Source organism: Alcanivorax sp. IL3 (genome assembly GCF_047495465.1).
Lineage (GTDB): Bacteria > Pseudomonadota > Gammaproteobacteria > Pseudomonadales > Alcanivoracaceae > Alcanivorax > Alcanivorax jadensis.
Genome location: NZ_CP179931.1, coordinates 930,058 through 952,690 on the forward strand (window position 1 = coordinate 930,058; position 22,633 = coordinate 952,690).

Sequence of the window (22,633 nt, forward strand, 5' to 3'; positions counted from 1 at the left end):
GTGATGGCGATGAGTAAGGAAGAAAAGAACATCAATTTCATGGCTGGCCGTAAACCCCTGGGCATGCTGTCCATTGCGCTGGTGGTCATCTCCGTAATTCTGTTGGTGACCCGGGGTCTGAACCTGGGCCTGGATTTCACTGGCGGCACCACCATCGTGGTGAAAAGCCCGGTGGATGTGGAGCTGTCCCAGACCCGGGCGGACCTGACCAAAGCCGGCTTTGGTGATGCGGTGGTTCAGCATTATGGTTCGCCCAAGGAAGTGAATATTCGGGTGGCCCCCAAGGACAGTGTCGATGCGGACAAGATTGGCTATGTCGTGTTTGACGTGCTCAAGGCGGGCAACGGTGATCTGGAATTGCTGAAGGTGGAATTTGTTGGCCCGCAAGTGGGCGATGAGCTCCGCGATGAATCCGGCACGGCCATGTTGCTGGCGCTGGGGCTGATGATGCTCTACGTCTGGTTCCGCTTTTCCAACAAGTTCGGGGTGGCCACTGTAGTGGCCCTGTTCCATGACGTGATTGTTGTGCTGGGTCTGTTTTCATTGTTGCAATGGCCGTTTGATCTGACAGTGCTGGCGGCAGTGCTGGCGCTTATCGGTTACTCACTGAACGATTCCATCGTGGTGGCGGACCGGATTCGCGACGAGTTCCGCAATACCCGTGAAACGGATCCAGTGGCCATTATTAATGGTGCGGTGAACCAGACCATGACCCGAACCATCAACACCTCGTTGACGACGTTGCTGGTGCTGGTGGCATTGTTCTTCTTCGGTGGCGAAGTCATGAAGGCGTTTTCTGAAGCGCTGATCGTGGGTGTGCTGGTGGGGACCTATTCCTCCATCTACGTGGTGACCAACATCCTGTTCATGATGAAGGTCGACAAGGAAGACTTCCTGATTCCGGAACCGGAAGAACTGGATGAAACACCATAAAAGACAGTGAATAGTAAAAAATTAATAGCTAAACCAAAAAAGCCGCGATTGTTCGCGGCTTTTTTGTGTCTGGCGTTTTGGTGTTTTATTACCCGAAATTTTGTTTTTTCATCCATGGGATAATGCGTTCAAAGGCTTCCTCGATCTGGTCCAGGGAGGTGGAATAGCTGATGCGCAGGGCGTTTTTGCCGGCTTCGCCGAAGGTGTCGCCGGGGATGGTGCAGACGCCGGTCTCGCGTAGCAGTTTCAGGGCCACATTGGCGCCATCCACGCCGTCCGGCAGGGATGGGAACAGGTAGAAAGCGCCGTCCGGTCGGTAGCCGGTCAGGTATGGGGTCTGCTCCACCAGTTCCACCAGCCGGTCGCGACGGTGCTGGTATTCCGCCACCATGCCGTCAATAAAATCATTGCTGCCGCGCAGGGCGGCGACACCGGCCCACTGACAGGGAGTGTTGGCCACGGTAGTGGTGAACATGTGGTAACGCCGCAGTTTCTTGATGGCGCCCTGGCTGCCGATCAGCCAGCCGATGCGCATGCCGGCCATGGAAAACGTCTTCGAAAAACTGCTGATCACCATGACATGGTCCAGGTCCGAGCAGCATGACAGCACGCTGGGATAATCCCGGCCATCATAGATCAGGTGGTCATAGACCTCGTCGCTGATCACATGAATGCCCCGGTAGGCCGCTTCTTCCACGATGGCTTCGATGGTCTCCCGTGGATAGATGGTCCCTGTTGGGTTGCTGGGGGAATTGAGTACCACGGCAAAGGTATTTGGCCCCATGGCATCAATCACTTCCTGGGGGTCCAGTTGGTGATTGTTCTCTGCGCGGGTAGCAATGCTCTTTACAGTGCCGCCATTCATGCGGATCAGGGGGCCGTAAAGCATGAACGACGGGTCTGGGACGATGAACTCCCGTCCGGGTGCGGAAGTGGCCGTGAGCGCCAGATAGATTGCCTCGGTGGCGCCAGTGGTGATCATCAGGTTTTCCGGCACCAAAGGACGTTGGTATCGGTGGCTGTAATATTCGGCCAGGGCTTCGAGCAGTTCCGGGAGGCCCGCGTCCATGGTGTAGCCGGTTTGCCCTGCGTTCAGTGCGTCCACGGCGGCCTGGATGACATGGTCAGGTGGCTTGAAGTCCGGTTGGCCAATGGAAAGGTGAATCACGTTATCCAGGTCCGACGCCAGATTCACCATGCGGCGAATGCCCGGCACCGGAATGGTGAGCAGCGCCGGATTCCAGATCGGGTCTTCGCTTTCGTAGAAATCCGTATCCAGATTGATATTGCCCATCATGTGCTCCTTCTCTTTGATTCGCTGCTCTGTAGAGGTGTCGACTACGCCCCTCGCAAAGACCTTTTTTAGTTTTGCAGCAACGGTGGCAACACGGTAAACGGCTTGGCTTGCTCGAAGGCGTGGCCGGCAGCCAGGACCCGGGCATCATCGAAACGCGCACCCACAATCTGCAGCCCCATGGGCAAACCGTTGCTGTCCAGCCCCATGGGCACTGACAGTGCAGGCTGTCCGGTAAGGTTGAACGGATAGGTAAACGGGGTCCAGGTGGGCCAGCGGGTGCTGGGCCAGTCCACCGGCACTTCGCGGTTGGTGTCGAACGCCCCCAGGGGCAGCGTCGGGGTGATCAGCAGATCGTATTTGGTGTGGAAGACCGCCATGCGTTCACTGACCGCCATTCGCTCGTTGATGGCGCCCAGATAATCCAGCATGGAGAGTTTCTCGGCCTTGGTGGCAACTTCAATCAGCGCCGGATCCATCAGGCTACGTTGGCGCTCACCGAGATCACGCATGGCATTGGCCGCACCGCTATAGAAAAGGTGGCTGAAGGCGGCCAGCGGGTTGCTGAATCCGGGGTCGGCCTCGGTGATGGTCGCGCCCAGATCTTCAAATACCTTGGCCGCGTCCTTGAACGCTTTCTCGATGTCCGGATCCACATCCACATAACCCAGATTGGTGCTCATGGCGATTTTCAGCCCTTTCATGGGCTGGTCCAGAGCCGCCAGATAGTCTATATGACGGCGGGGTGCGGCCAGGCTGTCGCGGGCATCGGCTTCGCACATCACGTTCATCATCAAGGCCGCATCCGCTACGGTGCGCGTCATCGGGCCGGCGTGGGCGAGGGTGCCAAACGGGCTGGCGGGCCAGTGAGGGACTTCACTGAAGGTCGGCTTGTGGCCGACGATACCGCAGAAGCTGGCGGGGATGCGGATGGAACCGCCGGCATCGGTGCCGAGAGCCAGTGGGGCCATGCCTGCGGAGACCGCGGCAGAACTGCCGCCGCTACTCCCGCCGGCGGTTTTAGAAGGATCCCAGGGGTTGTTGGTGGGCCCGCACATGGGGCTATCGGTAATGCCCTTCCAGCCGAACTCCGGGGTTGTGGTCTTGCCCAGAGGAACATAACCATGGCGTTCCAGAGCGGCTACTGCCGGCGAACGCTTGTTCAGCGTGGAGGCCGGATCGATGGTTCTGGAGCCTTTCAGGGTCGGCCACATGGGGGTGAGGAAGACATCCTTGACGGCCACAGGTACGCCATCCAGCAGCCCTTCTGATGTGCCTTGCTGATAGCGTTGTTCTGATTCCCGCGCCCATTGCAGGGTGGTGTCGCGGTCAATCAGGCACCAGGCATTCAACGCCTGATCATGTTTCTCGATATGGTCCAACAGGTTGGAGCAAACCTCCACTGGGGATAGGGCGCCGGTCTGGTAGGCGGCTTTCAGCGCCTGGGCGCTCATGGTCAGTAGTTCCTTGCTCATCGGCATCGCTCCTGGTTGACGCTAATCCTGTCTTGCTCTGCGCATTACGCTGCTGGGGTTCTTGTCTGGCTCAGACCTCAGGCATTACTGACATAGCCGTGTTCCTTGCTGACCGGGTTGTTCAGGGGCTCTCCCTTCTGCCAGCGTTGAAAGTTATCGACAAATTGCTGCCCCAGCGCCGCACGCCAGCCAATAAAATCACCAGCCATATGAGCGGACAGCATCGCGTTGGGTTCATCCCAGAGCGGGTGGTTGGCGTGCAGGGGCTCTTCTTCGAATACATCCAGAGCGACCCCTCCCAGGCGTCCGCTTTGCAATGCGGCAAGCAGAGCCGAGGTTTCCACGATCGGGCCGCGACCCACATTGATCAGTACCGCGCCAGGTTTCATGCGCAGGAACTGGTCGGCGTCGAACAACCCTTCGGTCTGCGGCGTCAGTGGTGCAGTGATGATGACGTAGTCTGCTTCCGGGAGAAGATCAGGCAGATCCTGTTGGGCATGAACCCGCTCGAAAGCCGCATCCTCCCGGGCGTTACGGGCGGTGCCCACCACGCTGACACCCATGGCGCCCAGTACGGTTGCCACTTCCCGGCCAATGGAGCCGGCCCCCACGACCAGTGCCCGACTGCCTCGCAGCAGACGGGTTTCCCGATGTTGCCAGCGATGCTGCTTCATCAAAGACAGGTTGGTGAGCGTGTCTTTGGCAAACAGCAGCATGGCGCCGAGGACATATTCGGCAATACCGCGGTCAAAGATACCTCTGGCATTGGTGACTGGGATATCGCTGTCACGCACCGGTGGAATCATCAGGGCATCCACCCCCGCACTGGTGGCATGTATCCAGCGTATGTTGCAGGGATCGGGCCAGACTTCCTGCAGCATGTCGGTGCGAAAATCCGTCACCAGCAGAATTTCCGTTTCCGGAAGTGCCGCTTCCAGTTCCTCCCGATGCCGAGCCTCGTGAACCACCGCTTGCCCTTCAAGGGCTTCAAGCCCGGGCATGGGCGGCTCATCTTCGGCCATCAGTACCGTTATTACCGGTTTGCTCATAATGTGACTCTTTCACTTTCCGGTGGCTTTCGAATGTCAGCTTTTGCAGCTTGAGCAGCGCTTATCCTGATTCTTGCACGTGCTGGCGAGTGCCTTGGCGAAGGCGCCCACGGCGATATCGATTTCCTCCCGTGTCACGTTGAGCGCAGGCAGCCAGCGAACCACCTGTCCCTTGTGGCCACAGCGAAGCAGCAGGACGCCATCATCCTCGCAGGCCTTGAGAATGGCAGCAGCGTGGTCGCCATCAGCAACGCCCGGTGAGCTGGTGATCTCGGCGCCGAGCATGAGGCCCTGGCCGCGTATCTCTTCGATACAGGGGAAATCCTGTTGTACGGCGGCGAGCTTTTCCAGCAGGTAGTCACCCATCTCGCGGGCGTGCTCTACCAGCCCTTCTTCTTCGATCACGTCCAGTGTGGCGATGGCTGCGGCACAGGCAACCGCATTGGCGCCGTAGGTGCCGCCCTGGGAGCCCGGGTAGCCCTTGTCCATGAGTGATTTGCTGGCAGCAATGGCAGACAGCGGATAACCACTGGCTAGCCCTTTGGCTGTGATCAGGATATCGCCGGATACTCCGCTGTGTTCGTGGCTCCAGAACTTGCCGGTGCGCCCGTAGCCAGCCTGGATTTCGTCCATAATCAGCAGGATGCCATGTTCCTTGCAACGTGCCTGCAGGCCTTCCATGAAGCGTTTCGGCGCCGGGTAGTAGCCATATTCACCTTGAACCGGTTCGATGATGATGGCCGCAGTGTCCTTGGGGTTGCACTCGGTAATCATCAGGTGGTCGAGTTCTTCCAGACAGAAGTCCACCGTGGTGTCTTCGTCCCAGCCATAGCGGTAAGAATGCGGGAAGGGAGCAACCGACACGCCGGCCATCAGCGGGGCCCAGCCGGTGCGCACCTTGTTGTTGGAGGTAGTCAGCGAGGCCGCGCCCATGGTCCTGCCATGGAAGCCGCCCCGAAACACCACAATGTTGGGGCGACCGGTAGCCTGGCGTGCCAGGCGAAATGCCGCTTCCACGGATTCACTGCCGGAATTGGAAAACGCGACAGCATCCATATGTGCGGGGAGATGCTTGTAGAGCCGGTCAGTCAGTTCAAGCAGGTTGGGATGTTTGACGGTGGCATATTGCGCATGGACCAGTTTGCCGACCTGCTCCTGAGCGGCGGCCACCACTTTGGGGTGACAGTGCCCGGTGGAGGTCACACCGATACCGGAGGTGAAATCCAGCCAGCGATTGCCATCCTGGTCGTAGAGCCAGTTTCCTTCGCCGCGCTCCGCACAAATACCGCTGGATTGCACCAGCAGGGGGGACAGGTGACTCATAGTGCCTCCTTTCTGTTGTTGGCTTGCCAGCGCCGCTTCAGGCTGCCAGCCACTGACATAGCCGTTGTCCGGTTTCCCGGGTGCCCGAAAAGGCTTCGCCGTTTGCCTCGCGGGCTAGGTCTGCCTGGATCAGGTCATGCAGATGTTGTGCCGCGCTGCCGATGGCCGGGTGATGGTGGGCCAGATTGTCTAGCAGCATGGCCAGGCTCATCAGGGTAGCGCGGGGGTCGGCCAGGTTCTGGCCGGCAATATCCGGGGCGCTGCCGTGCACGGGTTCGAACAGTGCCGGCAGCGACGGTTCATCCGGGTTCAGGTTGGCGGATGGGGCCAGGCCCGGGCCGCCACACAGTACCGCCGCCAGGTCGGTAAGAATGTCGCCGTGCAGATTGCTGGCGACGACCACGTCGAAGCGCCAGGGGCACTGTACGAACTTCATGCAGGCGGCATCCACCAGCTCGTGATGGATGTCCACATCGGGGAACTCGGCGGCGATGCGGTGAAAGGTGTCGGTGTACAGGTCGCCCCAGAAGGGCTGGGCGTTGCGTTTGGTGATCAGGCACACCTGGGCGTGCTTGTCGTTCTTGAACTGGCGCGGAACCTCCCGCTGGGTGGACCGTTGACGGGCCCGTCGGAACGCATGGCGGATCAGCCGTTCGGTGGCGCGGGCGGTGAACACTTCTACCTGGGTGGCCACTTCCTGTGCTGTACCCGGGGCGAGCCGGCCACCTTGGCCGCTGTATTCGCCTTCACTGTTTTCGCGGATTACCAGCATGTCCACCTCTCGGGCGCGCGGGTCGGCCAGATACTGGGGCGCGCCGGGCAGCCAGCGGGCCGGGCGTTCGCAGGCCCACAGGTCCAGCTGTTTACGCAGGGCCAGTAATGGCGCTAGCGAGACGCTGTCGGAAAGGACAAAACGGGAAGAGTCTTCCAGCGGCCCCGGGTCACCCAGGGCGCCCAGCAGCATGGCATCAAATTCGCGCAGTTGTGCAACCCCGTCGCTGGGCATCATCTGGCCGTGGCTCTGATGCCAGGCATGGGAAGGCCAGTCAAAGCGGGTATGCCCCAACGGCAGCTGGTAGCGCTGTATCAGCAGGTCCAGCACCGCCTCCGCCACGTCCATCACTTCCGGGCCGATGCCGTCACCGGGGAGCAGGGCGATGTTCAACGCTTGTCCCATTCCGCCTCCTTATCAGCTGCAGGTCGCTATCTCCACGCTGCAATACAGGATGTCTGGGCCGTGGCGGCAATGCGTGCCCGCGATGCAAGCCTGTTTGTGTGGAGGTGAAGCGCTCCGGTTTCTGCAAGCGATGCGATAAAGCCCAGCTTGCAGTCTGTCTTGTGAAGCTGTTGTTAGCTACCCATACACAGGTACTTGTCTTCCAGGTATTCGTCCATGCCCTGGTGGGAACCTTCGCGGCCCAGGCCGGATTCCTTGACCCCGCCGAAGGGGGCGGCGGCGTTGGAGATCAGACCTTCGTTGACGCCCACCATGCCGCTTTCCAGTGCTTCTGCCACGCGCCAGCAGCGGTGGATGTTGTCGCTGTAGAAATAGGCGGCCAGGCCGTAGGGGGTGTCGTTGGCAATGCGAATGGCGTCCTCTTCCGTGCGGAATGGAATCACAGCGGCCAGCGGGCCAAAGGTCTCTTCCTGGCAGAGTTGCGCATCGGTGGTCACGCCGGTGATCAGGGTGGGCTGCACGAAGTTGCCACCTCGCTGATGGCGTTGACCGCCGGTAACCACTTTGGCGCCCTTGCCCAGGGCATCTTCCAGATGCTCCATGACCTTGTCGGCGGCATCGCGGTTGATCAGGGCCGCCTGGCTGACGCCATCTTCCAGGCCATCACCGACTTTCATGGCCTCGATGGCGGTTTTCAGCTTTTCCACGAAAGCATCGTGGATGCTGTCCTGTACCAGAAAGCGGTTAACGCACACGCAGGTCTGGCCAGTGTTGCGGAACTTGCTGGCCATGGCGCCTTCCACGGCCTTGTCCAGGTTGGCATCGTCAAAGACGATAAAGGGCGCGTTGCCGCCCAGTTCCAGGGACACTTTCTGAATGTGCTTGGCGCACTGGGCCATCAGCTTGGAGCCCACTTCGGTGGACCCGGTAAAGCTCAGTTTGCGAAGAATGGGCGAGTCAGTGAGGGCGGTGGAAATGGCCCCGGCGCTGCCGGTAATCACATTGAACACGCCAGCGGGAATGCCCGCGCGCTCGGCCAGCTCAGCCAGCGCCAGGGCGGAGTAGGGGGTGGCGCTGGCGGGTTTGACCACCATGGTGCAGCCGGCTGCCAGAGCGGCCCCGGCCTTGCGGGTGATCATGGACGAGGGGAAATTCCAGGGGGTGATGGCGGCGGTGACGCCGATGGGTTGTTTGATCACCACAATCCGCTGGCCCGGCTTGGGGGCAGGGATGGTATCGCCGTAGGCGCGCCGCGCCTCCTCGGCAAACCATTTCAGGAAGGAGGCGGCATAGGCGATTTCGCCCTTCGCCTCGGCCAGGGGCTTGCCCTGTTCCAGGGTCATCAGTCGCCCCAGATCATCCTGGTGTTCCATCATCAGGTCGTGCCAGGCCTCCAGTAAAACGGCCCGTTGCGCGGCGGGCAGATCCCGCCAGGCAGGAAAAGCCCCGTGGGCGGCATCGATGGCCTGGCGGGTTTCTGCTTCTCCCATCCGCGGCGAGGTGCCCAGGCTTTCATCAGTGGCCGGGTTGGTCACGGTGAAGGTGGCGCCGTCATCCGCATCGCACCAGCGGCCATTGATATAGCACTGCTGGCGAAACAGGGCGTTGTCAGTGAGGGTAACCGTCATCGTACATCTCCCGAGCTTTTTGCAGCGTGTTGCGTATTACGCTAGCAAAGCAAGGGCAGATGTCCATGCCGGAAGAGAAAAATCGGTTCGGGGTCTAAGGAAAAGACAGGAAGGCGCAGGGAGGGCGTTGCAATAACGCGGCCGTAGGAGCGCCGCTTGAGGCGCGAATGATACGGAGCGAGTACCGAGAAGCGAGTAACGAAAATCAAAACCGAAGTTCGTATCGCCTTTCGCGACTCGCTTCTCGGTACTCGCCTCGAATTTTGCCGATTCGCGCCTCAAGCGGCGCGCCTACAACGACGTCCGATAGAAAATCTATCGACGCAAACCGTCGTTCAGGTGCGGCTTGATCTTCTGCAGCAGCCCCTTGAAGACTTTCGGGCTGCCGGCAACGATGCCGCCGCTTTCCAGGAATTTGTGGCCACCGCTCAGGTCGCCCACCAGGCCACCGGCTTCGGTGATCAGCAGGGCGCCGGCGGCCAGATCCCACTCGGACAGGCCGAATTCGAAGAAGCCGTCCAGGCGGCCAGCGGCCAGCCAGGCCAGGTCCAGGGCCGCAGAGCCCGGGCGGCGCAGGCCGGCGGTGGCAGCAGCGATGTCGGCAAACATGCCCAGGTAGGCGTCCATGTGTGGCGCCTGGTCCTTGCGGAACGGGAAACCGGTGCCGATCAGGCAGCCTTCCAGACCGGGGCGGTTGGTGCAGCGGATACGGCGGCCGTTAAGGGCAGCGCCGCGACCACGGCTGGCGGTAAATTCTTCATCCCGGTTGGGATCGTAAATGACCGCGTGTTCCAGCTTGCCGCGGTATTTCAGGGCAATGGAGACGCAGTACTGGGGGAAGCCATGAATGAAGTTGGTGGTGCCATCCAGCGGGTCGATCACCCACTGATAGTCAGCTCCGTCACCCTTGCCGCGGGTTTCGCCGGATTCCTCGGCCAGGATGCTGTGATCCGGGTAGGCCTTGAGGATGACCTCGATGATGCGCTGCTCGGCGGCACGATCCACTTCGGTGACGAAGTCGTTCATCCCTTTCTTGCTGACAGATAACGGGTCATTGCTTTCGGCGGCACGACGAATCAGGTTACCCGCCTGACGGGCGGCTCGCAGGGCAATATTCACTTGCGGCGCATGCATGCATCTGTCCTCAAAAAAGTATTAGGGCTGTCAAAGAGCGCCCGGCCAAATAAACCGGGGCGCGGATTGTAGCAGAGCCTGCGCGATCAGGGCAGCGTTAGGCGCCACTTAAGGGATTATTCAGTGATTCCCATGATAACATTGCCGCCTTTTCCGGCCAGACCCGAGTACAGGTACCTCTCATGCTAGAAAATGTGCGTATTGTGATGGTGGAAACCACCCATCCCGGCAATATTGGTGCCGCAGCCCGGGCCATGAAAACCATGGGCATGTCGGACCTGAGACTCATCCAGCCCCGTGATTACCCGTCCGTGGAAGCCACTGCCCGGGCTTCCGGGGCAGGAGACGTGCTGGAAGCCGCCCAGGTCTGCGAGACCCTGGATGAGGCTCTGGAAGGCGCCACCCTGGTGATCGGTACCAGCGCCCGCCAGCGGCGTATTCCCTGGCCCTGTCTGACGCCCCGACAACTGGCGGCGCAATTGTCCCACGAGCCGGATGACACCCGTATTGCGGTGCTGTTCGGTCGTGAGGACCGGGGGCTCACCAATGACGAGCTGCGCCGCTGTAATCTGCATGTGAGCGTGCCCACCAATCCCGGGTACGGGGTCTTGAATGTGGCGTCGGCGGTCCAATTAATCAGTTATGAGCTGCGCATGGCTCTGCTGGGCGATGATTTCGATCTCAAGGAATCCCGTTCCCGTCGCGAGGCCATGCCGCTGCCGGAGATGTTCTGGGATGAGCCGCTGGCCAGTAATGAAGCGGTGGCCGGTTTCCTGGATCATCTTGAGAAGGTCATGGCGCAGAGCGGTTTCCTCAATCCGCAGCAGCCTGGCCAGGTCATGACGCGCATGCGCCGTTTGTTTATGCGCGCGCGACCGGACAAAATGGAAATGAGTATTCTGCGTGGTGTGCTGGTGGCGCTGGAAAGAAAAATGCCGAGCAATGACGGGAAGTAGCACGCGCTCCCCCGTGTTATCCAACCGGCTATGCCCAAGACGAGGTATCTATGTTTGATCGAGTACGCGAGGACATCGCGTCGGTATTCCACCGGGACCCCGCGGCGCGCAACACGCTGGAAGTGTTGCTCAATTACCCTGGCCTGCATGCGGTGCTGTTTCATCGTCTTGCCCATGGCTTGTGGAGGCGCAATTTCAAGCAACTGGCGCGCTTCGTTTCCACCTTCGCCCGCTGGATGACCGGCATCGAAATTCATCCCGGCGCCAAAATCGGTCGACGTTTCTTTATCGACCACGGCATGGGGGTGGTGATTGGTGAAACCGCAGAAATTGGCGATGACGTGACGCTCTATCATGGCGTCACTCTGGGTGGCACCAGCTGGAGCAAAGGCAAGCGCCACCCGACCCTCGAGGATGGCGTGGTGGTCGGTGCCGGTGCCAAGGTGCTGGGTCCGTTCACCGTACACAAGAACGCCAAGATCGGCTCCAACTCCGTGGTCACCAAGGAGGTGCCGGAAGGGGCGACGGTGATAGGCATTCCCGGCCGGGTGGTCAGTAAGCCGATTACCGAGACGGAAAAGAACCGTCAGGAAATGGCAGAGAAGATCGGCTTTCAGGCCTATGGTGTCAGCAACGACATGCCCGACCCGGTGGCCGAAGCCATTCATCTTCTTCTGGATCACATGCACGCGGTCGACAACAAGCTGGACCGGGTCTGCAATAATCTCAAGAAGCAGGGGATTCAGGGGTGTGACGAGAAGTTACCGGAGTTGAAGGATGAAGACTTCGAGCCGGTCAACGCCGGCGGAACAGACTAAGCTATTGGCACCGTAGGAGCGACGCTCTCTGTGCTCTGCGAGTATGAGTCGCGAAGCCCAAAGGGGGCGTCCGGGAAAGCATTCGCAAGTACATTCGCGGCTCGAGCGTCGCTCCTACGAACAAAGAAAAGGCCGCCCCGGAAGGGAGCGGCCTTTTTTGTTGAGCTAGAAGCTCGCGGCTAGTCGCTATGCTTCAGACGTTAAACCGGAAGTGCACTACGTCGCCGTCCTTGACGATATATTCCTTGCCTTCCAGGCGCCATTTGCCGGCATCCTTGGCGCCGGCCTCGCCATTATTCTCGACATAGTCATCGTAGCCGGTGACTTCGGCGCGGATGAAGCCCTTCTCGAAGTCGGTGTGGATCACGCCGGCAGCCTGGGGGGCGGTGGCGCCAACGCGAACGGTCCAGGCGCGGACCTCCTTCTTGCCCGCCGTGAAGTAGGTCTGCAGACCCAGCAGATTGAAGCCGGCGCGGATGACCCGGTTGAGGCCTGGCTCTTCCATGCCCAGGTCGGCCAGGAAGTCGGCTTTCTCTTCGTCGTCCAGCTCGGCAATTTCCGATTCAATCTTGGCGCAGATGGGCACCACGGAGGAATTTTCTTTCTCGGCCAGTTCGCGCACGGCGTCCAGCAGGGCGTTGTCCTCAAAACCGCCTTCGTCCACGTTTGCGATGTACATGGTCGGCTTCAGAGTCAGCAGGTTCAGACTCTTGATAGCCTTGCGCTCATCATCGGTCAGATCCACGGAACGTGCCGGTTCCCCTTCGTTGAGGGCGGGCAGTATCTTGTCCAGCACGGGCAGCAGGCCCTTGGCGTCCTTGTCCTGCCCCTTGGCGGCTTTGGTGGCACGCAGGTGGGCCTTCTCCACGGTGTCCAGATCGGCCAGCGCCAGCTCGGTGTTGATGATGTCGATATCATCCAGTGGCGAGACCTTGCCGGACACGTGGATCACATTTTCGTCATCGAAACAGCGCACTACGTGGGCGATGGCATCGGTCTCGCGGATGTTGGCGAGAAACTTGTTACCCAGACCTTCGCCCTTGGAGGCCCCGGCCACCAGGCCGGCGATATCCACGAATTCCATGGTGGCGGGCATGACCCGCTCCGGGCTGACAATGGCGGACAGCTTGTCCATCCGCGGGTCAGGAATCGGTACAACCCCGGTGTTGGGCTCAATGGTGCAGAACGGGAAGTTCTCGGCATCAATTCCCGCTTTGGTCAGCGCGTTGAACAGGGTGGATTTCCCCACGTTGGGCAGACCGACGATACCGCATTTGAAACCCATGACAGACCTCCGTTTTTCGAGGCCGCAATGCTACGCAAGCCGGGGCAAAAAAGCGACCGTGGCAGGTGTGGGATCAAGGTGAAGCCGGGTTGCTGGCGGGACGGACGTGTCAGGCGCTGTTGCCGCTAACGACGGGGCAGGGGGCGGCTAGACTGCAAGTCCGCAAAACTGAACAAGAGTCACCATGGCCGAGCGTATTCTTTACCAGTTCCCCATCTCCCATTATTGCGAGAAATCCCGCTGGCAGTTGGACCACAAGGGTCTGGCATACCGTACGGTCAATTTGCTGCCGGTGGCACACCGGGTGCGTACCCAGTGGCTGGCCCGTGGCAATACCGTGCCGTTGCTGCGCGACGGCAAGCGTCGGGTGAGCGATTCCACCAAAATCGCCTATTACCTGGAAAAGTACTACCCCGATCCGTCGCTGTTGCCCAAGGCCGGTGATGCGCGAGCCCGGGTCATTGAACTGGAGCAGCAGTTTGATCGTTACGGCGTGCATGTACGGCGCTGGGTGTACGGTCAGATTCTTGATCGACCGGAGGTAATGACGGCCCTGGTGGGCGATTGCGGCCTGCCTTCTCCCCTGGAACGGCTGGCGAAACCGCTGGTTCGCGAAGCCATACGTCGAGGTTACGCTATCAACCCGCAACGGGTGATGCGCTCGGAGCAGCGGGTGGAAGAGGCCCTGGCGCTCCTGGAGAGCGAGCTGAAGAAAGGCAAGGGGCAGTATCTGGTGGGTGACCGCTTCAGCCTCGCAGACATCACAGCCGCCAGTATGCTGGCGCCACTGCTCAGCCCGGAGGGCTCGCCCTGGGATCTGTTCGATGAAACCACGTTGTCACCGGCATTGCGCAAGCAGATCGAAAAATGGCGAGCCCGGCCGGCGGGGGAGTGGCTGTTGGCGAGGTACGCGCAGGATAGATAATAATCAGCTACGAGCTACGAGCTACGAGCTACGAGCTACGAGAAAAAGAAAAGCTGATATTGCGGCTGGGCTTCGTTTTAGCTGGGGCACAATCCTGCAAGCTAGAAGCTAGAAGCTAGAAGCTAGAAGCTAGAAGCTACCGTCAGGCTTTAAACCCGTTCAGCCGATTCATCGCCCCGTTCAAATCCCCGCGCAGCATATCGGCGGTGTGGTAAGCCGCTTCATCAATGGCGCGGTCGATCAGGTCACGGTCGGCCTGGGAGGGTTTGTTGAGGACATGGGGGGTGACGCGGTCGGCGGAGCCGGGGTGGCCGATGCCGATGCGTAGCCGGTAGAAGTCGCGGCTGTTGCCATGCTTGCTGATGATGTCGCGCAGACCGTTATGGCCGCCATGGCCGCCGCCTTGTTTGAAGCGGGCACAACCGGGGGGCAGGTCGAGTTCGTCATGGGCGACGAGCATCTGCGTGACAGGAATCTTGAAGAAATTCGCCAGAGCGGCGGTGGCCTGACCACTGCGGTTCATGAAGGTAGTGGGGACCAGCAGACGAATCGTTTCGCCTTCGAAGGTAAAGGTGCCGGTAAGGCCGAAATATTTCTTGTCTTCAGAAAGGAAAACGCCCTGGCGACGAGCCAGGGCGTCCACATACCAGACGCCGGCATTGTGGCGGGTGTCCTCGTATTCGCGGCCCGGATTACCCAAGCCTACGATCAGTCGAACCGGTTCCGCCACAGCCACAGTGCGTCTTATTCCTCGCCAGCGGCTTCTTCGCCTTCGCCTTCGCCGTCTTCGTCGTCAGCAGAAGCACGGACTTTCGGCGCGTGAACGGCGGCTACCGGCTGGTCGTGGTCGTCGCCCAGCGCGAGCTGAGTCAGTTCCACGCCTTTCGGCAGTTTCAGATCGGACAGGTGGATAATGGTGTCCAGCTCGGCCGCTGCCATGTCCACTTCGATGAACTCTGGCAGGTTCTGGGGCAGACAGCTGATCTCCACCTCGGCGATGTTGTGCTGAATCTCGCCGCCCTGTTTCTTCACGCCAATGGAGCTTTCTTCATTGATGAAGTGCAGGGGCACATTCATGGTGATCTTGTGGGTCTTGTCGACGCGCAGGAAATCCACGTGCATCGGGTGACCTTTGGCCGGGTGACGCTGCATATCGCGCAGGACTGCCTGCACCTCGGTGCCATCCAGTTTCAGGGTCAGTACGTGGCTGTAGAAGGCTTCGGTTTCCAGAGCCTTTTTCAGTTCGCGCAGTTCCACGCTGATCATCTGCGGCTCGTCTTTGCCACCGTAAATGATGCCGGGAACACGTTCTTGCAGACGACGCAGGCGGCGGCTCGCACCTTTCCCCATGTCGCTGCGGCTTTCAGCGAATAGCTGGAATTCATTGGACATGATATGTCTCCATTAAGCTCTCGGGCGTCCCGCGACCAGGTCGGCCAGAGAGGTTGATAAGCCACGGAGGATTCCGCGGGGGCGCGATTATGCATGAAATCTGACCGGGAGGCCAGCAGGGCAGGAGTTGAAAGTTCAAACTTTAAACGCAGTTATGGCGTGGGGCCGGTTACAAAAGCAGGAGGCCGCGCCCAGAAAGGGTACGCGGCCTCTGCGGTGGCGGTACAAGATGGCCTTGCCCGCGTTTCAACTTTCAGCTTTCAACTCGAAGCTGGTGCTAAACCAGCTCCAGCCGGTCGAACATGGCGCTCAGGGATTCTTCGTTGTTCACCCGGCGTACTGTTTCGGCCAGCATGGGCGCCAGGCTGAGCACGCGGATGTTGGCGCAGGCGCGGCCGGCTTCAGACAGCGGGATGGTGTCGGTGACGACCAGCTGGTCCAGAGCGCTGTTGGCGATGTTGTCGATGGCCGGGCCGGACAGTACCGGGTGGGTAATGTAGGCGTAGACCTTGGCAGCGCCGTGGTCTTTCAGGGCCTGGGCGGCCTTGCACAGGGTGCCGGCGGTATCGACCATGTCGTCCACCAGGATACAGGTGCGACCTTCCACTTCACCGATGATATGCATCACCTGGGAAATATTGGCCTTGGGGCGGCGCTTGTCGATAATGGCCAGGTCGGCATCGTTGAGCTGCTTGGCCAGGGCGCGGGCACGAACCACACCGCCCACGTCCGGGGATACCACCATCAGGTCATCGTGGTTCTGGCGTTCGATGTCCGCCACGATCAGCGGGGTGGCGTAGACGTTGTCCACCGGAATATCGAAGAAACCCTGAATCTGGTCGGCGTGCAGGTCGACGGTGACAACCCGGTCGATGCCCACGGCGGTAATCATGTCGGCGACCACCTTGGCGGTAATCGGTACCCGTGCGGAACGCACCCGGCGATCCTGGCGGGCGTAACCGAAATAGGGCATCACGGCGGTGATCCGGCCTGCAGAGGAACGACGCAGGGCGTCGGCCATGACCAGCAACTCCATGATGTTGTTGTTGGTGGGGTTGCAGGTGGATTGCACGATAAAGACGTCTTTGCCGCGCACGTTTTCCTGGATTTCCACGGCCACTTCACCATCACTGAAGGTGCCCACATCGGCGTTGCCAATGGGCAGGTTCAGGTGTTTGACCATGGCCTGGGCCAGTTCGGGATTAGCGTTACCGGTGAAAACGACGAGTTTGGACACTGGCGTCCCTCTTGAGTCGTGAATTTCGGGAGCCTCCGAGGAAAGGGGGAGGGCTCCGGGCAAGAAAATGGCTGGGGTACCAGGACTCGAACCTGGGAATCACGGGATCAAAACCCGTTGCCTTACCAACTTGGCTATACCCCAACACTCGGTCTCAGGTCTGCGTTAAGCAGGTTTTCCTGAATTCTGTGTCTCTCGAAACTTCGCCAGTGTCTCTCCCAGTATCTGGTGGAGAGGAGAAGTATTACAGCTTCGAGCGACGAAACCTGTCCAGTGTTGTGGCAACTGTTGCAGCAGATGCTGCCCCTGTTGCACTCCGGCAAGGCGTGCAAAACAACAAGCGCCAGTGCCGGTCATACGGGCATTTCCCGTATGTTGCTTGAGCCAGTGAAGCAACTCCCCGATTTCTGGAAATTGCCGTATTGCTGCCGCTTCACAGTCATTGCGAAAGTCGCGGGTCAGCACCACCTCAAGCGAGGCCGGTAATTTACTGACGGGGGTATCCCTTGTCAATTGCCGGTCGCCGAAAATTCGAGCAGTTGACACATGAATTGCGGGATGAATGACTAAAAAAACGTCGTTTGGTAGAGAAACCGGGGTGATTTGCTCGCCGACCCCTTCCGCCCAGGCACTGTTGCCGCGCACAAAGACCGGTACGTCCGCCCCCAGCGACAGCCCCAGTTCTGCCAGCGTGTCCTCGGACAGGTCCAGACCCCACAGCGCATTGAGCCCCAGCAGGGCGGTGGCCGCATCGGAGGAGCCGCCGCCCACGCCACCGCCCATGGGCAGGTGTTTTTCCAGGACGATGCGGGCACCTTTCTCACAGCCGGTGTGGCTCTGCAGTAGATGGGCGGCCCGCAGGATCAGATTGTTGTGGTCGGTGGGCACCCCGGCCTGATCGCATTCCAGCGTCAGGGTGTCCGCCGGAGCAAAGTGCAGGGTGTCGCCCTGATCGAGCAGGGCAAACAGGGTCTGCAGCTCATGGTAGCCGTCCGGACGACGGCCGGTGATATGCAGGAACAGGTTCAGCTTGCCGGGGGCCGGAAGGGTCAGCATGGTCATTTTTCGGCGCCGGGCTGCCAGTCCTTGATCAGCAGGGTGAAGCGATTACCGTTCTGCCGCGCCTTGATGCGATAAGGCAGGGTAACGCCGGCTACCGGCTGGTAACGGTCGAATTCCAGGCTCCAGCCCAGTTGCTGCAGGGTTTGCAGGTGACCGCCTTCGTCATAGTCGGCTTCGCCATGGGCGCCGGGCCAGGGCAGGCCGCGGGCCCAGTATTGCAGGGCGGAGACCGGCAGCCAGAAGCCGGTCAGGTGCCAGGCCAGCTCGCCGGGGCTGCGTGCCTGATATTGCTCCTTGGCGGTAATCAGTTCGGCGCGGCCACTGTCCCAGCGCAGGTCGGCGCTACCGAAACCCAGCGGCCCGGAAAAGCGGATCTGCCCCCGATTGGGTTTCTGGGTCCAGTCGAAGGAGGCACTGCCGCCGTCATTGGCGGTGCGGTAGCCGAGTTTGCCGCTCATTGCCCAGCGGTCGATCTGGTTGGGGTGCTCGAAGGTGTCAGTGGCGGTGTGTCGCGACTGACAGGCACTCAGGGCCAGGGCCATCAGCGCCAGGGTGATAATGCGGGTGGGGCTCAGGGTCACAGGCGGGCTCCGAGTTTTTCCATGACTTCACGGATATGGGGGGCGTCCGGGTTACTGTTCAGGGTGTCGCGCCACACCTGGCGGGCCTGGTGCTGGGCACCCAGTATCCAGAGGACTTCGCCGTAATGGGCCGCCACTTCCGGGTCGGGGAATTTGTCGTAGGCCCGGCGCAGGTAGTCCCGGGCGGCTTCCAGCTCGCCACGCTTGTAGAGTACCCAACCCATGGAATCCAGGATGGCCGGATCGTCCGGGCGTAATTCCAGAGCCCGGGAAATATAGTCGTAGGCTTCGTCCAGACGCTGGGTGCGGTTGGCCAGGGTATAACCCAGGGCGTTGAGGGCGCTGGCATCGTCTGGGTCGATGGCCAGCACCCGCCGCAGATCGCTTTCCAGTTTTGCCATATCGCCGGTCTTTTCCGCGATCATGGCCCTGCTGTAAAGCAATTCGGTATTGTCCGGTTCTGTCTCCACTGCCCGGTCAAGCAGGACAAGGGCGCCTTGTGGGTCGCCGATAGTGTTACGCATTTCCGCTTCGGTGACGGTGAGGCTGGTGGCCAACTCCGGATGCTGCTGGGCTAGGCTGGCCATCAGCGCGCTGGCCTGATCATTGTTGCCTTGCTGGTAGAGCAAGCGGGCCGCCTGGACGTTGGCGCGAACGGCCTGGGGCCCCTGGACTTTCAGGTAATGGTCCACTGCCTGGGCCGGCTCTTCGGCTTGTTCGGCGGCCTGGCCCAGGTAGAGATGCATGTCATCGGGGCGATAATTCTCCGCCAGCAGGGCCTGCAGTTGCTGGCGGGCCGGTTCGGTGGCGCCCGCTTCCAGGGCCAGCAGGGCCAGCGAGAAGCGCAGATCCAGATCTTCCGGATGCTGCTCGGCCATGGTGACAAGCTGTTTCTCTGCCTTGCCGGTTTCACCGGCGGCTAGCAGCATGCGGATGTAGGTAATCCGGGGACGCCGTGCCTGTGGATATTTGCGAACCAGTTTTTTCAGGTGGCGCAGGGCCTGCTTTTCTTCGCCAAGTTTGTGCAGTAACTGGGCCTTGAGGAGCAGGGCATCTTCGTGACGGGGCATCAGATCCAGCGCCCGTTCGTTTGCCTCAAGGGCGCCGGCATAATCGTTTTCATGTTCCAGCCACAGGGCGCGGGCGTACCACAGTGGTGCCTGTTTTGGATAACGGTCGGACAGTTGCGCCAGTGCCTGTACCAGTTGCTGGTTGCCCTGGGCATCCAGCCCGCGTGCCTGGCTGACCAGTCGGCCCAGGGCGTCGCCGCCGTGTTCGCCGAGCAGGGTGTCCAGATAGCGGCTGGCCGCGTCGATGTTGCCCAGACGAATTTCCGAAAGAATGGCCAGTTGCAGGGCCTCTTCGTTGGCGGGGGCCTTCTCCAGCCACAGCTGACTCAGCGCCAGGGTCTGCTGGTGATCTTCCAGATAATGGGCCAGTTGTGCCGCCTGGCTGATCACCTGTGGATCGCCGGTGGTACGGGCCGCCTGGCTGTAATAGGCGAGGGTCACGCCCAGAGACTGCCGCTGGGCGGCCACTTCCGCTACCAGCAGGTCCGAAAGGGTCTCGCTGTCATAGCTCGGGGCGCTCTGGGTGGCCGCAGGTGGCTCAGGGTCGGCGGGTGTCGGGGCCGGTGTCTTGCTGGCGCAGCCGTTGAGCAGCAGGGCGCCGCACAGCGGCAAAAAAGCGAATCGCGTCATTAACCAGTATGCCTGTTTGATGGTTCGGCTATCATGGCACAGCGATCCGGGATTGCCCAAACCCGGTCGTTATAAGTCCTTCCTATGCCGTTGATCAGCGGGGTCGTCATTGTTTTGGAGGGCGCTTTCACGCAAAATGCGTGACCCTTGCGTGGCCTGTTTTCACCGGGCTATTGCCTTCTGACGGGTGCGGCAGGCAGACAGTTCCATAATGATCGCTCCATGAACTGCCGCCCTTGTGTAAACCGGTGAGGAAAGTGGCCCGGGTCTGCTGCGGGCACGAGAGTCTATGAATCTAGTCGCTGTTGGCGTAAATCACACCACCGCGGATGTGGAGTTGCGTGAACGTCTGGCGTTCTCCACGCAGCAGGCGGAAGCGGCGCTGGCCAGCCTGCGAGACATGCCCGGGGTGCGCGAGGCGGCCCTGCTTTCCACCTGTAACCGTACCGAACTGTATTGTCTGGTTGACGAGGCAGTGCCGGATTTTGCTGCCTGGCTGGCGCAAAGCCGCCACCTGCCGGTGGACAAGCTGGTGTCCGTGCTCTATCAGCACCAGGGCGAGCAGGCCCTGGAGCACATGATGCGGGTGGCCGGCGGCCTGGACTCGCTGGTACTGGGCGAGCCGCAGATTCTGGGTCAGATGCGCGAAGCCTATGCCCGTGCCCATGAGGCGGGGTTGTTGAATGGCGAGTTGTCGCGGCTGTTCCAGGAAGTGTTCTCGGTGGCCAAACGCATCCGCACCGAAACCGGTATCGGCGCCAACCCGGTATCCGTGGCCTATGCAGCGGTGTCCTTTGCCCGCCATATCTTTGCCGACCTGAAAAAGAGCCGTGCTCTGTTGATCGGCGCCGGGGAGATGATCGAGCTGGTGGCGCGTCACCTCAACGAACAACAGGTCAGCGAAATCACCATCGCCAACCGTACCCAGCAACGGGCTGCGGAGCTGGCTGCCAGTGTTGGCGGTCGCGGCATCAGCCTTGAAGAGTTGCCGGTGGCTCTGGAGCGGGCGGATATCCTGATTTCCTGTACCGCTGCGCCCCTGCCTATCCTGGGTAAGGGGATGATCGAACGAGCCCTGAAAAAACGTCGTCACAAACCCATGTTCATGGTCGATATCGCCGTGCCTCGCGATATCGAGCCCGAGGTGGGTGACCTGGATGATGTCTATCTGTACACGGTGGATCATCTGCAGGAAGCGATTCAGGAAAATGTTCGTGCCCGACAGCAGGCCGCCCAGGAGGCCGCCGAGCTGATTCGCGATGCCATCGTCCGCCACCGTCGCCAGCGCCGTGAGCAGGATGCGGTGAGCGTGCTGCGAGAGTATCGCCAGCAGCGTACCAGCCTGGCCGAGAGCGAGCTGGAGAAAGCGCTCCAGCAGCTGCACAACGGCGGAGACCCGGAGCAGGTACTGCGCAAGTTTCAGCATTCCCTGGTCAACAAGTGGCTGCATACGCCCAGTGTGACCCTGCGCAAGCTGGCGGCGGAGGGCCGGGCAGAATCATTGCTGCTGGCCCGCGAGTTGCTGCTTGACGACCCGGACACCCCGTCCGAACCGAAATAAATCCCTCTGAGGGTCTTATGAAAGCGTCTTTGCAAGGCAAGCTGGAAAAGCTGGCCGACCGTTTTGAAGAATTGTCCGGCCTGTTGTCGGACCCGGAGATTATTGGTAACCAGAAAAAGTTTCGGGATCTGTCCCGGGAATATTCGGAAATCGATCCGGTGGTGAAGTGTTATCAGGATTACCTGAAAGTCGCTGCCAACCTGGACGCCGCCAGGGCAATGCAGGATGACAGTGATCCTGAGATGCGCGAAATGGGCCAGGAAGAAGCCCGTGACGCGACCACCAGGATGGATGCACTGGCTGACGAGCTGCAGAAGCTGATGTTGCCCAAGGACCCCCGCGACGGTGCCAATGTGTTTCTGGAAGTACGCGCCGGTACCGGCGGTGATGAGGCGGCGATTTTTGCCGGTGACCTGTTCCGCATGTACAGCAAATATGCCGAGCAGAATGGCTGGAAAGTCGAGCTGGTGAGTGCCAGCGAAGGCGAGCATGGCGGCTACAAGGAAGTGATCGCACGGGTCATCGGTGATGGTGTCTATTCCCGCTTCAAGTTTGAATCCGGTGCCCATCGGGTGCAGCGAGTGCCCGCGACGGAATCCCAGGGGCGTATTCATACCTCCGCCTGTACGGTTGCGATCATGGCGGAAGCCGAGGATCTCGGTGATATCCAGATTCGCACCGAAGACCTGCGTATCGACACCTACCGTTCCTCCGGTGCCGGTGGTCAGCACGTGAACACCACCGACTCCGCTGTGCGTATTACCCACCTGCCCACCGGCGTGGTGGTGGAATGCCAGGACGAGCGTAGCCAGCACAAGAACAAGGCCAAGGCCATGAGCCTGCTCAGCGCCAAACTGTATGATGCCCAGCAGAATGCCGCCCATGCGGAGCAGGCGGCCGAGCGTAAATCCCTGGTGGGCTCCGGGGATCGTTCCGAGCGTATTCGTACCTATAATTATCCCCAGGGTCGGGTGAGCGATCATCGCATCAACCTGACGCTTTACCGGCTCGGTGAAATCATGGAAGGGGACCTGGATGAATTGCTGGGTGCGCTGATGTCCGAACACCAGGCGGATCTGTTGGCGACCCTGGGCGACAGCTGA

The 22,633-nt window shown here is 60.5% G+C and carries 20 protein-coding genes and 1 tRNA gene; 6 read left to right on the forward strand and 15 right to left on the reverse strand.

Annotated features, from left to right (window positions below; all coding sequences use genetic code 11):
- Positions 1-9 precede the first annotated feature (9 nt).
- Positions 10-933 carry a protein translocase subunit SecF gene (gene secF, locus ACMG4M_RS04405; RefSeq protein ID WP_414430772.1) on the forward strand — a complete coding sequence of 308 codons (924 nt, stop codon included), beginning with the start codon at positions 10-12 and terminating at the stop codon, positions 931-933.
- A gap of 88 nt (positions 934-1,021) precedes the next feature.
- On the opposite strand, the gene ACMG4M_RS04410 is transcribed toward secF, so the two are convergent.
- The 7 genes from ACMG4M_RS04410 to ACMG4M_RS04440 all read right to left on the reverse strand — a co-directional run bounded on the left by ACMG4M_RS04410 (position 1,022) and on the right by ACMG4M_RS04440 (position 10,013).
- Entirely contained in the window at positions 1,022-2,230 is a 1,209-nt protein-coding gene (locus ACMG4M_RS04410) for a pyridoxal phosphate-dependent aminotransferase (protein WP_035248164.1), read from the reverse strand.
- A gap of 65 nt (positions 2,231-2,295) precedes the next feature.
- Complete coding sequence (locus ACMG4M_RS04415) at positions 2,296-3,702, reverse strand: amidase (RefSeq protein ID WP_414430773.1); 1,407 nt, start codon at positions 3,700-3,702, stop codon at positions 2,296-2,298.
- Between the two features lie 77 nt (positions 3,703-3,779).
- Positions 3,780-4,751: a D-2-hydroxyacid dehydrogenase gene (locus ACMG4M_RS04420; protein WP_414430774.1), complete on the reverse strand. Its 972-nt coding sequence runs from the start codon at positions 4,749-4,751 to the stop codon at positions 3,780-3,782.
- A 36-nt stretch (positions 4,752-4,787) separates the two neighbouring features.
- On the reverse strand, positions 4,788-6,074 hold the full coding sequence (locus ACMG4M_RS04425; RefSeq protein WP_414430775.1) for an aspartate aminotransferase family protein: 1,287 nt from the start codon (positions 6,072-6,074) through the stop codon (positions 4,788-4,790).
- Positions 6,075-6,111: 37 nt separating this feature from the next.
- Entirely contained in the window at positions 6,112-7,251 is a 1,140-nt protein-coding gene (locus ACMG4M_RS04430) for an isocitrate/isopropylmalate dehydrogenase family protein (protein ID WP_035248158.1), read from the reverse strand.
- Positions 7,252-7,424: 173 nt separating this feature from the next.
- Positions 7,425-8,879, reverse strand: coding sequence for an NAD-dependent succinate-semialdehyde dehydrogenase (locus ACMG4M_RS04435; protein ID WP_035248155.1), 1,455 nt, complete (start codon positions 8,877-8,879; stop codon positions 7,425-7,427).
- 315 nt (positions 8,880-9,194) lie between these two features.
- A complete protein-coding gene (locus tag ACMG4M_RS04440; RefSeq protein WP_035248152.1) occupies positions 9,195-10,013 on the reverse strand; it encodes an inositol monophosphatase family protein in 819 nt (272 codons plus the stop codon).
- A 182-nt stretch (positions 10,014-10,195) separates the two neighbouring features.
- Between ACMG4M_RS04440 and ACMG4M_RS04445 the strand changes: the two genes are divergently transcribed.
- Positions 10,196-10,969 (forward strand): RNA methyltransferase, encoded by a 774-nt coding sequence (locus ACMG4M_RS04445; protein WP_414430776.1) that lies wholly within the window; start codon positions 10,196-10,198, stop codon positions 10,967-10,969.
- A gap of 50 nt (positions 10,970-11,019) precedes the next feature.
- Entirely contained in the window at positions 11,020-11,787 is a 768-nt protein-coding gene (gene cysE / locus ACMG4M_RS04450; protein WP_035248149.1) for a serine O-acetyltransferase, read from the forward strand.
- A gap of 193 nt (positions 11,788-11,980) precedes the next feature.
- On the opposite strand, the gene ychF is transcribed toward cysE, so the two are convergent.
- Complete coding sequence (ychF, locus tag ACMG4M_RS04455; RefSeq protein WP_414430777.1) at positions 11,981-13,072, reverse strand: redox-regulated ATPase YchF; 1,092 nt, start codon at positions 13,070-13,072, stop codon at positions 11,981-11,983.
- Between the two features lie 184 nt (positions 13,073-13,256).
- Between ychF and ACMG4M_RS04460 the strand changes: the two genes are divergently transcribed.
- Positions 13,257-13,997: a glutathione S-transferase family protein gene (locus tag ACMG4M_RS04460; protein WP_414430778.1), complete on the forward strand. Its 741-nt coding sequence runs from the start codon at positions 13,257-13,259 to the stop codon at positions 13,995-13,997.
- Positions 13,998-14,139: 142 nt separating this feature from the next.
- Here the strand turns inward: ACMG4M_RS04460 and pth are convergent, their stop codons facing one another.
- The 7 genes from pth to ACMG4M_RS04495 form a co-directional block, all read right to left on the reverse strand.
- Positions 14,140-14,727, reverse strand: coding sequence for an aminoacyl-tRNA hydrolase (gene pth / locus ACMG4M_RS04465; protein ID WP_290511452.1), 588 nt, complete (start codon positions 14,725-14,727; stop codon positions 14,140-14,142).
- Between the two features lie 14 nt (positions 14,728-14,741).
- The gene (locus ACMG4M_RS04470; protein WP_297767268.1) at positions 14,742-15,389 is read right to left on the reverse strand and encodes a 50S ribosomal protein L25/general stress protein Ctc; all 648 of its coding nucleotides are present in this window, start codon (positions 15,387-15,389) and stop codon (positions 14,742-14,744) included.
- A 277-nt stretch (positions 15,390-15,666) separates the two neighbouring features.
- Positions 15,667-16,626: a ribose-phosphate diphosphokinase gene (locus ACMG4M_RS04475; RefSeq protein WP_035248141.1), complete on the reverse strand. Its 960-nt coding sequence runs from the start codon at positions 16,624-16,626 to the stop codon at positions 15,667-15,669.
- A 68-nt stretch (positions 16,627-16,694) separates the two neighbouring features.
- Positions 16,695-16,770: transfer RNA gene (locus tag ACMG4M_RS04480), tRNA-Gln, on the reverse strand.
- A gap of 21 nt (positions 16,771-16,791) precedes the next feature.
- Positions 16,792-17,688, reverse strand: a complete 897-nt coding sequence (gene ispE, locus ACMG4M_RS04485) for a 4-(cytidine 5'-diphospho)-2-C-methyl-D-erythritol kinase (protein ID WP_414430779.1) — start codon at positions 17,686-17,688, stop codon at positions 16,792-16,794.
- Positions 17,685-18,269, reverse strand: coding sequence for a lipoprotein insertase outer membrane protein LolB (lolB, locus tag ACMG4M_RS04490; protein WP_297767265.1), 585 nt, complete (start codon positions 18,267-18,269; stop codon positions 17,685-17,687). Before lolB ends, ispE begins: the two co-directional genes overlap by 4 nt.
- Complete coding sequence (locus ACMG4M_RS04495; RefSeq protein WP_414430780.1) at positions 18,266-19,969, reverse strand: tetratricopeptide repeat protein; 1,704 nt, start codon at positions 19,967-19,969, stop codon at positions 18,266-18,268. The genes lolB and ACMG4M_RS04495 overlap by 4 nt, the downstream gene beginning before the upstream one ends.
- Before the next feature lie 289 nt (positions 19,970-20,258).
- Here ACMG4M_RS04495 and hemA point away from each other — a divergent pair, with 289 nt between their 5' ends.
- Entirely contained in the window at positions 20,259-21,530 is a 1,272-nt protein-coding gene (gene hemA, locus ACMG4M_RS04500; RefSeq protein ID WP_035248132.1) for a glutamyl-tRNA reductase, read from the forward strand.
- A gap of 17 nt (positions 21,531-21,547) precedes the next feature.
- On the forward strand, positions 21,548-22,633 hold the full coding sequence (prfA, locus tag ACMG4M_RS04505; RefSeq protein WP_035248130.1) for a peptide chain release factor 1: 1,086 nt from the start codon (positions 21,548-21,550) through the stop codon (positions 22,631-22,633).